The sequence below is a fragment of the Salipiger marinus genome (genome assembly GCF_035481585.1).
Lineage (GTDB): Bacteria > Pseudomonadota > Alphaproteobacteria > Rhodobacterales > Rhodobacteraceae > Salipiger > Salipiger marinus.
This window is the reverse complement of the sequence record NZ_JAYKSL010000003.1, coordinates 167,861-181,366: the sequence shown is the minus strand read 5'-3', so window position 1 is coordinate 181,366 and position 13,506 is coordinate 167,861. Positions and strand designations below refer to the sequence as shown.

Sequence of the window (13,506 nt, the reverse complement as noted above, 5' to 3'; positions counted from 1 at the left end):
CAAGAAAAAATCTTCGTACGAAGATTTTTGGCGCCCCTGCCGCAGGGCTGCGCCGGTATCAGAGGTTGGGTTCGCCCTGCAGGCCCAGAAGCTTGCGGAACCCTGTCCAGTATCCCGGCAGCCGCGGCGGCTGCGCCAGACCGGCCAGCACCTCCTCCGACCAGCGCGGCATGGCGCGTGGCGCAAAGTCCCGCCCCCAGTCCAGATAGGCCACTGCGTGTTCCGGACGCAGGCGGCAGGCGGATCCCACCAGCCCCACAAGGGTTTCGGGGGCGGAATACCATTCGTCCTGAATGCCCGTGACCTTGCGCTGCAGCAGCGGCCCCACCACGCGCATCAGGCGCTTTTCCGAAAACTGCAGCAGCATCCGCCCCATCTCCTCGCGCGAGTAGTGGATGAGGGGAGGGAAAGTGTCGAAGAACACCGCCTGCCCGCCCATCACCGCAAAATTCCGGATGGACGGGTGAAAGCCGATGCGGGTCTCGAACTGGTCGGCAGCAGTCCAGAACCGGGCGATGACCTGCCCCGCCGCCTCCATCAGGGCAAGCGTGCCGGGCAGATCCTCCTGCTGCATGCGGGGCCGCATCAGGGCGGTTTCGGGCAGGGCTTCCTGCACGATCACCGGCACCCGTGCCGTGCCCGTGTCCAGCAGCAGGAAGTCCGTGTCCGGCAGCGGCACCCCCGCGCGGTGCAGGGCCTGCACGTAATCCTCATGCGCCGCGGCCAGCCGGTCCAGCGCCGCCGGATCGGGCAGGCTGCGATAGACCTTGATGACCCTGTCGGCAAAAGGCCCGGAAGCGGGCCGGAACGGGGCGCAGAAATAGCCAAGCCGGGACACGGGCTGGCCCTGCGACTCGTGATGGCGGCGGATCGTGTCGGCAAGGGCTGCGAGGTCGGTCATGTCGGGTCTCCTGTCGCGCCCCGTTTAGCCGTTTGCCAGCACCTGCGCCACCTCTGCGGTCAGGGCTGCGATCTCGTCCCGGGCCGGGCTCTTGCGGCCTTCGGCGGCGCTGCGCCCCTGACCGAAGGCTTCGGCATAGCCCACGCGGTTGGCCAGATGCGCCTGCGCGATGCGCGCCTCCATGCCCTTGACCGCCTCCGCCACCTCGGCGGCAAGCCGCGTGCCGGGCCGGGTGCGGTTGAGCACCACCAGCACCTCCTTGTTTTCGCGCCGCGCCAGATCCAGCACGCCTTCTGTCGCCCAGATGTCCAGATGGCTCATGGAAACCGGCACAACCACCAGATCGGCAGCGCGCAGCGCGGGCCTCAGGTCGCTGTCGGCCTTGGGCGGCGTGTCGACGATGACAAAATCGTGGGTTTCGGCAAGCTTGCGGCATTCATAGGTCACACCCCAGGCGGAGGAGGTGGCGAAGTCGAGGCCCGACACCGCGTCCGGATCCCGCTCCAGCCGGGTCATGAACCAGCGGCCCAGACTGCCCTGCGGGTCGATATCCACCAGCGCCACCGATTTGCCTGCCAGCCGGAGGCCGATGGCCAGATTGGCCGAGACCGTGGTCTTGCCCGATCCGCCCTTCTGCTGTGCGACGGTGATCACGGATCCGGTCATGGCGCCTCCTTTTGCCCGTGCCATACAGGCGCGTGCAGGTGCAGCATAGCCGATCCCCTCTGCAAATCCAGTGCACTTAACGTGGCATTAACCACGGGCGTGCAGGCTGGGGAGATGACCGGAGATCGGGAATGTCCCTGCCGCGCCTTCTCAGCCTCGGACTGGCGCTCTGCCTGCTGGCACCGGGCGCGCTGGCCGGGGCATGGCCTCAGGCCAAGGGGGCGGGTTTTGCCAGCGCCACGGTGCGGCTGTCCTGGCCGCAGGATCTTGCCACATGGACCTCGCTGGAGCCGACGGGGCAGTATCGCACGCTTTATCTCGAATACGGCCTGACCGGGCGGCTGACGCTGGGGCTCGATCTGGGGAGGTCGGTCAGCGGCGATGCCAAGACGGTGGCCTTCCTGCGCTGGCCGCTGCGCCAGTCCGAAACCGGGCTGCGCATGGCGGCGGAGGTCGGGCTGGGCCAGATCGACGGGGCCGCCGTGCTGCGGCCGGGCCTGTCGCTGGGGCTCGGGCGCGACTGGGGCTGGATGGCCGCCGATGCGCTGGTCGAACTGCCCGGCGGCGGGGGCGCGGCGGCGAAGCTCGATCTGACGCTGGGGCTCCATCTGCCGTCAGACCGCATGCTGCTGCTGCAGGTACAAAGCGGCGCGCCCGCAGACGGGCCCGATTTCGTGCGCCTTGCCCCCTCGCTGGTGACGCCGCTGTTCCGCAAGGTGCAGACAGAGCTGGGCGGCAGCTGGAGCCTGACCGGAGACCGGACAATGGGCGTGACCATGGGGCTCTGGACCCGGTTCTGACCGGCCCCGCGGGGGGACCGGTCCGGCAGGCGCCATCCCCCGCTACAGATCCATGCGCACCCGCAGCGTCAGATCGCCCCGCATCGGTTCGGGCCAGATCACATGGACCTGATCCTGACCGGGCCCTTCGCCGGGCTGCGCATAGGGCATGTGATGCGCGCTGACATTGGCGCCGTTGCGCGGGCGCGACCGCAGGACAAGGCTCTCCACCTCCTGCGCCACGCCGTCAAAGGGCAGCTTGCCTCCGGTGCCGACCACCCAGGTCGCCGCATGGCTGTTCTGGGCATGGCTGACGGTGACCGGGTTTTCCGCCCCGGTCTGGATGTTGTGATAGGTGTTGGAATGGACAAACACCCGCCGCATCGCACTCAGGTTCAGCCCGGCAAAGGAGGTGTCGACCCGCTCCACCCGGTCGATCTGCCCGCCCACGCTGCGGAACAGGTTGCCCGAGACATTGAGCCCGTTGACCATATGCCCCGTGCCGTAAGGTTTGACCACGAGGAAGGAAAACCATGCCGCAACGTTGGAGCACAGGAAAACGTTGTTGGTGACCGACAGGCCCGCAAAGCCGAAGCCGCCGGAAAAATCCGGATCCGGTTCGCGTTCGTTCGTCCATTCGATGAAGCAGTTGTCGACATAGTTGCCAGAGATCGTGGCATTGCAGGCCCGCAGGCACAGCACCACCCCGGCGCTGCGGATGCCGGAGGCGGTGTCGTCGCCCTGAAAGAAATGGTTGCCCGATATGACCGAATGCGCCCCCGAGACCACGGCGAAATGCCGGAACTGCGACGCGCGGTTGTTGCGGATCTTCACGTCATTGGCGTTGGTGTTCAGCGCGACCGACTGGCGCGCCTGCGTGGCCAGATCCGGCTCGGCGCTGATGAACTGGTTGTGGTCCAGCAGCAGACCCTGACAGCCCTCCCCGATCGAAGTGATGCCGCGATGCCCGGGCCGGTTGAAGACGCAGTTGCGGATCACGTTGACCGTGCCCAGCGGCGGCAGCATCACGCCGCTGGCCAGCGCCGAACACTGGAACTCCACATCCTCGATCTCGAATTTTTCGAGCTTCTCGAACCCCGCAAAATCCAGCAGGTAGCGGAAGCGGCTGAAGGTATAGGTCTGCGTGCCCGCCGCATCCGACAGCGGCTGCGACAGCGCCACCTCGCGCGCGGCCACGTTGACGGATTTCACATAGATCTCGCGCCCCACCCCCGCCGCGGTGACAAGGCTGCCCACCTGCACATTCGCCACGTTGACCACATTGGTCAGCCGCCATGGATCCGCCGCCGCATAGCTGGCCTGCGAGGTGACGGTGCGCGGCGCCCATGTGCCGCTTTCCTCGGCCCGGATCTGGCCGTTGCGCAGCACCCGGCGCTGCGCATAGGTGCTGCGGTTGACCACCGCCGCCGCCACGTCGAGCGGCGCCATCAGCGACACCCGCCGACCGGCCAGATCAAGGCTCTCATGATCGGCATTGTTCAACAGCGACTGCAGCGCCTTGCTCAAAGCCAGTGTTTCGTCACCCCCGAAGGCGTCGATATAGGCGGGAAGGTGAAAGTCCTTGGTCAGCGACAGGATGGCGGCGGCGGGCATCGTCACCTGCCCCTCAAACCGCACATGGCTGTCGAAGGTCACAGAATTCGCCAGCCGGAACGTGCCCGCCGGCACCAGAACCGTGCGCCCCTGTGCCGCAGCATCCGCCGCCTCGAAGGCGGCGCTGTCATCGGTGCTGCCATTGCCAGTTGCGCCGTAATCGCGCACGTCCACCATGGCCAGCATGTCGCGCAGGAAAACCTGGCTCACATCCTCGATCTGCAGATCGTCGATCCGGACCACGCCCCCCACCGGCCCGGTCAGATCCAGCCCGAAATGGCCCAGCGTCGGCTCCATGCCCCAAGGCATGTCCACCCCCTGCCGCGTGCCGGTGCCGACGATGGCCGACACCTCCACCACCGCGCCATAGCTGGTCAGCGCCCGTGCCGGGCCCTGCAGCGGCAGCCCGGTCACCGCCTGCGCCCCCCGCCCCGCCCAAGCGGCGATCCGCACGGCGGGCAGCGGCCCCGACAGCGCCTTCACCCGCGCCGTGACGCGCAGATAAACGCCCGGCAGGATCGGCGTATTGCCCATGTAGCGCAGCTTCTGCGTGGCTTCGGTTTTCTGCAGCTCCAGCGCGCCGCCAAAATCCTGATCCGCCGGAACGAAAGCCGCCGTGGGCAGGCTGTCATAACTGTCGGATCCGGGCGTGCCGTCTCCCCGTGACCAGTGGTTCAGCCCTTGGGAAAACGGCGTGGGGGAAAGCTCCACACCTTGGGTCACCGCAATGTTCATGCCGTCGATCCTCTGCTGCTGCGCGTGCAACAGGGCCACCCGGCCCCGCGCGACAGGGAGGTATCAGGCAGGGGTTAACGGAAATCGCGCCCGGCGTGACGCTGCTCCCGGCGCTGCGGCAACGGATCCGGCGTCAGCAGCTCAGACCGAGGCTTCGGGCGCCTGCAGCAGACGCACGCCCGCGATGCGCCAGCGCCCGTCGATCTGTTCCATCCGGTATTCCAGCAGATGCGCCCGCCCGTCGGCATCGGTGACATAGACCGACTGCAGCTGCGCGCCCTCGACCTGCCGCAGCGGGCCAAAGCGCACGTCATCGGGCCGCCAGACCATCGGATAGCCGTCGCGCACCATGCGGGCGAAATTGTCGGGCGTGCCGAACAGGCCCTGAATGCCGGGGCTGGCATAGGTGAAGGCTCGCGCCGGATCCTCGGCCAGAAACGCGTCCATCTGCCCGCGGATCGTCGCGGCAATGTCGCCCTCCTGCGCCACGGCCTGCCCGGCAAGACCTGCGGCCATCACAGCCGCCAGAACCAGAGCCCTCATCACCACACCTCCACCTTGACCATGCGTCAAGCTAGAGCGGGGTGCCCGCCCGTCAATCCGGGCGGGCGCACGTCATCAGGCCAGCTTGCCTGCCAGCGCGTCGCGGATCAGCGCGGCGGTTTCGGCCACGCCATAAAGGGCGATGAACCCGCCAAAGCGCGGCCCCTGGCTTTGCCCCAGCAGCACCTCGTAAAGCGCCTTGAACCAGTCGCGCAGGTTCTCGAACCCGTGCTCCTTGCCCACGGCAAAGACCAGCGTCTGCAGCGCCTCGTCCTCCACCGCGCCGTCATAGGCTTCCAGCCGGCTCGCCAGATCCTCCAGCGCGGCGGCCTCCTGCGCGCCGGGGGCGCGGAACTGCTTGGTGGGCTTCACGAAATCGTTGAAGTAACGCACCGCATAGCCCGCCGCCGCATCCAGATCGGGATGCGTGCCGGGATTGGCCTCCGGCGCGTAACGGCGGATAAAGGCCCACATCGTGTCCTTGTCCTCGGCCCCGGCGGCAGAGGCGAGGTTCAGCAGCATGGAAAACGGCACCACCATCTTCGATTCGGGCACGTCGCCGCCATGGATGTGCCAGACCGGGTTGTTGACCTGCTGCTCCGGCGTCTGGTCGGGATAGGCGCGCAGCTGCTGGTGGTATTCGTCCACCGCCTTGGGAATCACGTCCCACCACAGCCGCTTGGCCGTCTTGGGCTTCTGAAACATGAAATAGCTCAGCGATTCCGACGCGGCATAGGTCAGCCATTCGTCGATCGACAGGCCATTGCCCTTGGATTTGCTGATCTTCTGCCCCTGATCGTCAAGGAACAGCTCATAGGTGAAATGCTCCGGCGGGCGCACGCCCAAGGCGCGGCAGATGCCGTCATAGATCGGGGTATTGGTGGAATGGTCCTTGCCATACATCTCGAAATCGACGCCAAGGGCTGCCCAGCGGGCGCCAAAATCGGGCTTCCACTGCAGCTTCACATTGCCGCCGGTGACCGGCAGCGTCCATTCCCGCCCGTCCTCGTCGTCAAAGGTCACGGTGCCTGCGGCGGCATCCACATGCTTGATCGGCACATACAGCACGCGGCCCGTTTCGGGGTGGATCGGCAGGAAGATCGAATAGGTCTGCTGACGCTCTTCCCGCAGCGATTTCAGCATGATGGCCATCAGGTCATCATATTTCTCGGCGCAGCGCAGCAGGATCTCGTCGAACTGCCCCGAGGCATAGAACTCGGTCGCCGAATAGAATTCGTATTCGAAGCCGAACGTGTCCAGAAACCGCCGCAGCATGGCGTTGTTGTGATCGCCAAAGCTGTCGAACTGCTCGAACGGGTCGGGCACGCGGGTCAGCGGGCGCTGCAGGTTCTCGTGCAGCAGCGCCTGATTGGGCACGTTTTCGGGAACCTTGCGCATCCCGTCCATGTCATCCGAAAAGCAGATCAGCCGGGTCGGAATGTCGGAAATCAGCTGAAAGGCGCGGCGGATCATCGTGGTGCGCGCCACCTCGCCGAACGTGCCGATATGCGGCAGGCCAGAGGGGCCATAGCCCGTCTCGAACAGCACATAGCCCTTTTCGGGCGGCGCCTTTTCGTAGCGTTTGAGGACCCGGCGCGCCTCTTCAAAGGGCCAGGCCTTCGAGGTCAGGGCGGCTTCGCGCAGTTGGGACATCTCAAACTCTCCAGAAAATGCGTTCCCTCCGGGGGAACAGGTGCGCCCGCGTCCTATTGCAGGCGGGGCGCGGGGTCAATAAATTGCCCGGTGAATGACCATAGGAGTCCTGTCCGTGCCCGAAGCCTCCCCCCAACCGCTCTCGCCGCAGGACTGCCTTGTGGCGCTGATGATCGCCGTATCGGCCTCGGACCAGAACATCCGCACCGCGGAACTGGTCAAGATCGAATCGGCGGTGAACCTGCTGCCGATCTTTGGCGCCTATGACATCGACCGCATGCGGGTCATCGCGGATATGGTCTTCGACCTGTTCGAACAGGAAGACGGGCTTGATGCCCTGTTCGGCCTGATCCGCAACCACCTGCCGGAACGGCTGAACGAGACCGCCTATGCGCTGGCCTGCGACGTGGCCGCCGCCGACGGCTCGCTGCGCGAGGCCGAACTGCGCCTTCTGGAAGAGATCCGTTACGAGCTGGATCTGGACCGGCTGCATGCTGCGGCCATCGAACGCGGCGCCCGCGCCCGGCATCTGCGCGGCTGACCCGGCTGCGGCGCGGGTCCGGTATTCCGGACCTGCGCGCCGCGCAGCTCTGCCGTAGTCAGGCCTGACGGGGGTTCAGCGATCCCAGTGCCAGACCGGAGAGTTTACGATGCGCCAGATGTTCACGATCACCGCGACCGCCCTGCTCTGCCTGCTGCCCCTGCTGGGGGCGGCGGCGGGCAACAGCCCCGCCCCCGCCGTCATGGCTCAGCTGCCGTAAAGCACGGCCCAGCGTTCGATCAGATCCTGCTGCAGCCCCTTGGCGCGGCGGTTCCACGCAGCCCCCCCCTCCGGACGCTCCATCTCGGCGCGCGACAGCGCGTCCCGCCGGGGCAGATCGGCGCAGAAGATGGCGAACACCATCTGCCGCCCGTCCCGCGTATCCACAAATCCCGCAAGACCGCTGACAAAGTTCAGCGTGCCGGTCTTGGCCTGCACCGTCAGCGGAGAATTGGGGATCGGCCGCCCCCGGCTGTCCAGCAGCGGGAAAGGCTTCATCATCGGCTTCAGCGGCAGGCGCTGGTTGACCTGCAGCAGGGCCTGCGCCATGTCCTGTGCCGAAATCCGGCTCTGCGGCCCCAGCCCGGAATGATCCACCAGCGCCACATCGGCCAGCCCCAGCCGCGCCTTGGCCCAGCCGTTCATCTGCCCCGCCGACTCGCGCAGGCCCACCGCCCGGCCCAGACGGGCGCGCGTGGTCCACATGCCCACGACCTCGGCGGTCAGGTTGGTGGAAAACTTCAGCATGTCGCGCAGCACGACCGACAGCGGCGCGCTGCTGTGCCGCGCCAGCGCGGTCCCGGCCGGAGGGGTGGCGATGACCTGCGGCGCGGGCAGGCGCAGCCCCTGCTCGGCGGCCAGCGCCTGCAGCACCTCGCCCGCATAAAGCTCGGGCTTGCGCACCGGCAGCCAGCGGGCGCCGCCACTGCCCAGCGCGCCCCGCGCCACGGTCCAGTCATCGAACCCGCCGCCATCGGCATAGGTGTAAAGCGGGGCATCCCGCGCCACCAGCCCCATGCGGGCCATCCGCACCGCAGGCCGCCGCGTGGCCGAAGGCGCATCCATGCTCACCTGATAGCCGTCGCCGCCGCGGCGCCATTCGAAATGCACCCGGTTGTAATTCAGGTTCAGCGCCGACACGGCGGGGTTGTAGCCCACATGTTCCGGCTGGTCCGGATCGATGGCGCGCGCATAGGGCAGCGCACCGCCGCAGACCAGAAACCGGCCCGTGACCCCGCGCAGGCCCGCGGCCTTCAGCTGTGCCGCAAGCGCCGCCAGCCCGTCCGTGTCCAGCGTCGGATCGCCGCCACCATTCAGCACCAGATCGCCCGCCACCATGCCATCGGTCACCGGCCCCGTGGCCAGCACCTCCGTGGCAAAGCGGAAGTCGGGCCCCAGCGTGTCCAGCGCATAGGCAGAGGTCAGCGCTTTGGCGACGCTGGCCGGGGGCTGGCCCCGCTGGCCCTGATGATCCTCCAGCAGCCGCCCCGAAGCGGCATCAAGCACCGCAAAGCCGACGCTGCCGCCCAGCCCCGCGCCATCGATCAGCTCGTCCACCGAGGTGAGCCCGCGCAGGCGGATATCCTCCCCCCGCGCCACCGGGCGTAGCGAGGCCTGAGGCGCGCCAGCACAGGCGGCAGTGGACACAAGCCCCGCCGCAAGGGCGGAGCCAAGAAAGGCACGGCGGGAAACTACGGATGTCATGGCGCGATCTAACCTCAGCCCCGGCGCGGCGACAAGCGGTGCCCGTCCCTGCCGCGATCACATTTCATTCGGCCCGCGCCGCGCGCAGCTGGGTAGAGCTGAGCGCGATCATGGGCATGTTGACAAAGCACCATGCGGGCGCGTCCGCCAGCGCCAGCCGCGGGGCCGCGCGTTCCGGCAGGCGCGCGCCGCGATAGACGCTGGCGGCCACGGAGTCGCGCGCGGCCATGCGGCTGCCGGGGCGGGCCAGCACCCCGACCGGCACGCCGGTCATGATGCTGTGCCAGTCCTCCCAGCGGTGCAGCTGGGCCAGATTGTCCGCCCCCATCAGCCAGACGAACCGCACCCCCGGAAAGCCGTGGCGCAGCAGGACCAGCGTGCGCGCGGTGTGGCGCGTGCCCGCCAGCGCCTCTATGCCGCTGACGATGACCCGGGGGTCGCTCATCAGCCGCCGCGCCGCCGCGATCCGCTCGGCCATGGGCGCCGGGCCCTGCGGTTTGAGCGGATTGCCGGGGCTGACCAGCCAGATCACCCGGTCAAGCTGAAAGCGCTTGAGCGCTTCGCGCGTGATATGCACATGACCGGCATGGGGAGGGTCGAAAGACCCGCCCAGCAATCCCACCCGCTGCCCCGCGCGCAGGAAAAACCCCGTCTCATATGCGTTCCAGCGCATCGCGCCTTCCTTTCCGTCTGGCCCTTCAGGGCGAGATGCAGAAAGAGACCGGAACACGGGATCATTCAACCCGAAACTGATCCCGACCAGCAGGGACCGCCCGCCTCTGGACGGCGCAGCAGAGGCCGCCCGGTGGCCAACCGGGCCAGTTCCACCACGCCGTCCCTGCAAAAAACGCCCCTTGCCAGACTGGCAGACGAGCGCCGCAGGATGCCGCCACGGAGCCAGCCTCCCGGGGCCGCGAACCGGGAGGCCGGGGCCGGTGGCGCAAGGGCCATGGCAGGAAGGACGCCAGGACGCGCCCCTGACGGCGGCAACCTCGCCGAAAAGCGCGCCCGAAGGTCACGCCAGCTCCGCGGTGCACGGATGCAAAGGGCACCAGCCGCGCGGCAGCCCCGCAGAGGCGATGCGGTGGCAGGATGGTCAGCGCCACGGTCCATGCAGGGCCCGCAGCGCAGCACCGGCTCTGCGGCGCAGCGCGCGTGACCAAACCCGCAGAGCGACCGCAGCCGCAAGCCCCTCGGGTTGCCCTTGCCAACAAACTCGGCTGCGCGCTCAGGACGCGCCCGCCCCCGCAGCCACAAGAGCGGCAGGGAGCACCCGACACGTCCCGGCAGAATTCCCGTAGGCCTCGTCGCGGCAGAGCATCGCCTTTTCTGCCGCAGAGCTTGCCATGATGATCGACGAAGCGCGCGCACTGGACGGGCCGGTCAAGCATCACAACGAACACCTGTCGCATCAGGCCGGCACCGCGAGGCGCGAGGCGCGAGGCGCGAGGCGCGAGGCGCGAGGCGCGAGGCGCGAGGCGCGAGGCGCGAGAGATCTTCCAGCGTTGCAGAACGGGATCAAGCCCCAGCAGGCCCGCCCCGACAGTCTCTGCCTTTCTCCGCTTCTGCGCCCTCACTCGGCCTGATCCTGCATATATGCCGAAGCCTTGTCTGTCCTCATCTGCCCGACTGCTGCCTACCCAATCCCTATGCAGGAGCCCCCTGCCGGCCCCCCTCCGTCCGTCGGGATCTTGTCTGACCGAGCCCCGCCGGAGCGACAGCGTCTGGCAATCTTTCCCTCTTGATCGCACCCGGTGCCTGCCACGGCTCGCTCCGGTTGCGCTGCCAGACCCTCGCGCCGGTTGCCCTGCCAGGATCCCGCCCCCCGCGCCCGTGACACCCGCCCCATGGACCCCTTGCCAACAGGCCTTGCGCCCGGCGGATAAAGCCAGCGCGGGAGGGTGTCAGAACTCCTGCCACACTGCACTGCCCGCGGCCTGCCGCATCGGCAGGGCCATCGGCACGGGCGGCGGCAGCGACCGGTCCTGCGCCGCATCCACCTGCCACGCGGCAGCGGCAGTCGACAGCCCCGCCTCATTGCCGCTGTCAAAGCGCGCCACCAGATCTCCCAGCCGTCGCGCATGCCCCAGCAGTTCCAGCGTTGCGGCGGCGCTTTGCTCCGCCATGGCGGCATTCTGCTGGGTGACCTCGTCCAGCATGGCAATGCCGCTGTTGATCTCGGTGGTGGCGGTCGCCTGCTCGCCAGCGCTCATGGCGATGTCGCGGACCTTTTCCGCTGCGGCGGTGATCTGCGCCAGAATGGTCTCGATGGACTGGCCCATTTCCGACACCAGCTTCACCCCGGCGCTGACCGTCGCACCGGAGGAGGCGACAAGGCTGCGGATCTCGGCCGCGCTTTCGGAGGAGCGCTGCGCCAGCGCCCGCACCTCCGAGGCGACCACGGCAAAGCCCCGCCCCACCTCTCCGGCCCGCGCGGCCTCGACCCCCGCATTCAGCGCCAGAAGGTTGGTCTGGAAGGCGATATCCTCCATGACGCGGATGATCTGCCCGATCTGCTGCGACGAGGTCTCGATCCCGGCCATGGCAGCGAAGGTGCGCCCCCGCACCTCTTCGCCGCGCTCCGCCTCGCGCCGGGCGGCGTCGATGGCGGCGACGATGGCACCCGCGCCTTCTGCCGTCGATCTGGAGGTCGAGGCCATTTCCTCCATCGCGGCTGCCGTCTGCTCCAGCGTGGCGGCCTGGGTTTCGGTCCGCCGCGACAGCTGGTCGGTTCCCGAACTCAGGCCGCTGGCGCTTTCTCCGATCGCCGCCGCGCCGGAATGCAGATCCGCCACGATGTCGCGCAGGGCATCCACGGTGGCGTTGAAATCGCGGCGCAGCGGCTCGTAAGCCTCGCCCATCGGCGTCTCCAGCCGACAGGTCAGCTTGCCCCCCGCCAGTTCGGAAAGCGCGGCGCTGAGCCGGTCGGTGACCTCGCGCTGCTGGGCAAGATGGTGGTCCTGCGCCGCAGCCGCTGCCTGTCCGCTGACCAGTTCCGCCCTGAACCCGTCAAGCGCGCGAGCGATGTCCCCCAGTTCATCGGGGGCCAGAACCTCCTGCCGAAGCCCGTCAAAATCGCCGCCGGACATGTTCTGGACCCCCCGCGCCATCAGCGCGATCCGCCGCGTCACCATGCGCGCCACCAGAAAGGCCAGAATCAGCACCACCGCCGAGGCCAGCGCCAGCCCGATGACGGTCAGCCGCCAGAGCGTGGCCGGCCCCGCCTCCGCCTCGGAAAGATCCTGTTCCAGCACGAATCCCCATTGCGTGCCGGCAAGGTTCAGCGTGCTGGTCAGGCTGACCACCGGCTGCCCGGACAGTCCGACACTGCCGCGCAGCGTGACCGTCCGGCCCTCCGCGGCGGCAAGGATCTGCGGCGTGGCGGGCAGCGGCGCCAGCGTCTGGTAGCTTTGCGCCGCGCCGATCGCGTTCAGCGCCTGCCCGTCCTCGCTGACCGCATAGACCCGCCCGGTCAGCCCCAGCAAGCTGGAGGAATCCAGCACCTGCGCCATGTGGTCAAGCGGCACCTGCAGCGCCACCACTCCCAGCGGGCGCCCTGCGCGGCCAAAGATCGGCGTCGCGGCGAATTTGGCCGCCGCACCGGCACTGGGCTCATAGGCGGCGACGTCGGAATGATACACCTCGCCCTCCATCCCGGCGGCAGCGGCCCGGAACACATCGCCCAGCCCGCTTTGCGCATGTGGCCCGGTCAGGACATTGGTGGCGAAATCCCGTTCCTTGAACACGGAATAGACAAGGTTGCCGTGCTCATCAAAAAGGAACAGGTCGTAATAGCCGCCCTGCCTCTGGAAACTGCGCAGGCCGGGGTGATAGTCCTTGTGGCTGCGGCTCCAGGCGGAACCGTCGGAGGCCACGTCCAGCTCGTCCTTCTTGCCCACGGGATGCGGATTCTCGTCGATATAGGCGGCGGTCAGCAGCGCGCCCGGATCCTCCCCCATCCGCTCCCACGCGGCGGAGAACCGCTGCAGCGCCTCGCGCACCGAGGGCGTGGTGCCCAGCACCGTCAGATCCGAGCCGATGGACTCCAGCCAGCCCTGCAGCGCCTTTTCGCGTTCGCCAAGCAGCTGGCGGAAGCCGTTTTCCTGCTGCCGCCGCAGCTGTTCCGCCGCCAGATGATAGACCATCCCGCCGACCAGCATCGTGCACAGCAGGCAGGGAAGGCCGATCATCATGGGCATTTTGTGGATCAGTCTGAGCCGTCTCCAGAACCGGAGCGGCTTTTGCACCTTTGCAGACAAGATGGTCCCTCCGCGACTGGCGGGCCTCCCCGCAATGCCGCAGCTTATGCAGACCGGCCGCTACGATTCCCTTAACAGTCGCGGGGTTTTCAGCCGATCTGCGCCGCAAAG

General features: G+C 68.0%; 11 protein-coding genes. 3 read left to right on the top strand and 8 right to left on the bottom strand.

Features of this window, described 5'->3' with window-relative positions; all coding sequences use genetic code 11:
- Positions 1–58: 58 nt before the first annotated feature.
- Both VK682_RS05680 and parA read right to left on the bottom strand, forming a co-directional pair.
- A complete protein-coding gene (locus VK682_RS05680; RefSeq protein ID WP_230795952.1) occupies positions 59–901 on the bottom strand; it encodes a DUF6206 family protein in 843 nt (280 codons plus the stop codon).
- A gap of 24 nt (positions 902–925) precedes the next feature.
- The gene (gene parA / locus VK682_RS05675; RefSeq protein WP_230795953.1) at positions 926–1,567 is read right to left on the bottom strand and encodes a ParA family partition ATPase; all 642 of its coding nucleotides are present in this window, start codon (positions 1,565–1,567) and stop codon (positions 926–928) included.
- 131 nt (positions 1,568–1,698) lie between these two features.
- Between parA and VK682_RS05670 the strand changes: the two genes are divergently transcribed.
- On the top strand, positions 1,699–2,367 hold the full coding sequence (locus tag VK682_RS05670; RefSeq protein ID WP_324781551.1) for a hypothetical protein: 669 nt from the start codon (positions 1,699–1,701) through the stop codon (positions 2,365–2,367).
- A gap of 42 nt (positions 2,368–2,409) precedes the next feature.
- Here VK682_RS05670 and VK682_RS05665 read toward each other — a convergent pair whose 3' ends face one another.
- The 3 genes from VK682_RS05665 to VK682_RS05655 all read right to left on the bottom strand — a co-directional run bounded on the left by VK682_RS05665 (position 2,410) and on the right by VK682_RS05655 (position 6,891).
- A complete protein-coding gene (locus tag VK682_RS05665; RefSeq protein WP_324781550.1) occupies positions 2,410–4,695 on the bottom strand; it encodes a right-handed parallel beta-helix repeat-containing protein in 2,286 nt (761 codons plus the stop codon).
- 141 nt (positions 4,696–4,836) lie between these two features.
- Entirely contained in the window at positions 4,837–5,238 is a 402-nt protein-coding gene (locus VK682_RS05660) for a DUF4864 domain-containing protein (RefSeq protein WP_230795956.1), read from the bottom strand.
- Positions 5,239–5,313: 75 nt separating this feature from the next.
- Positions 5,314–6,891: a lysine--tRNA ligase gene (locus VK682_RS05655; protein ID WP_230795958.1), complete on the bottom strand. Its 1,578-nt coding sequence runs from the start codon at positions 6,889–6,891 to the stop codon at positions 5,314–5,316.
- Positions 6,892–6,985: 94 nt separating this feature from the next.
- Between VK682_RS05655 and VK682_RS05650 the strand changes: the two genes are divergently transcribed.
- Positions 6,986–7,432 carry a tellurite resistance TerB family protein gene (locus VK682_RS05650; protein ID WP_269061976.1) on the top strand — a complete coding sequence of 149 codons (447 nt, stop codon included), beginning with the start codon at positions 6,986–6,988 and terminating at the stop codon, positions 7,430–7,432.
- 207 nt (positions 7,433–7,639) lie between these two features.
- On the opposite strand, the gene dacB is transcribed toward VK682_RS05650, so the two are convergent.
- On the bottom strand, positions 7,640–9,136 hold the full coding sequence (gene dacB / locus VK682_RS05645; protein ID WP_230795959.1) for a D-alanyl-D-alanine carboxypeptidase/D-alanyl-D-alanine endopeptidase: 1,497 nt from the start codon (positions 9,134–9,136) through the stop codon (positions 7,640–7,642).
- 64 nt (positions 9,137–9,200) lie between these two features.
- The gene (locus VK682_RS05640; protein WP_230795961.1) at positions 9,201–9,809 is read right to left on the bottom strand and encodes a nicotinate-nucleotide adenylyltransferase; all 609 of its coding nucleotides are present in this window, start codon (positions 9,807–9,809) and stop codon (positions 9,201–9,203) included.
- A 673-nt stretch (positions 9,810–10,482) separates the two neighbouring features.
- Between VK682_RS05640 and VK682_RS05635 the strand changes: the two genes are divergently transcribed.
- Positions 10,483–10,722, top strand: coding sequence for a hypothetical protein (locus tag VK682_RS05635; RefSeq protein ID WP_324781549.1), 240 nt, complete (start codon positions 10,483–10,485; stop codon positions 10,720–10,722).
- A gap of 318 nt (positions 10,723–11,040) precedes the next feature.
- On the opposite strand, the gene VK682_RS05630 is transcribed toward VK682_RS05635, so the two are convergent.
- Positions 11,041–13,335 (bottom strand): methyl-accepting chemotaxis protein, encoded by a 2,295-nt coding sequence (locus VK682_RS05630; protein ID WP_324781548.1) that lies wholly within the window; start codon positions 13,333–13,335, stop codon positions 11,041–11,043.
- Positions 13,336–13,506 lie beyond the last annotated feature (171 nt).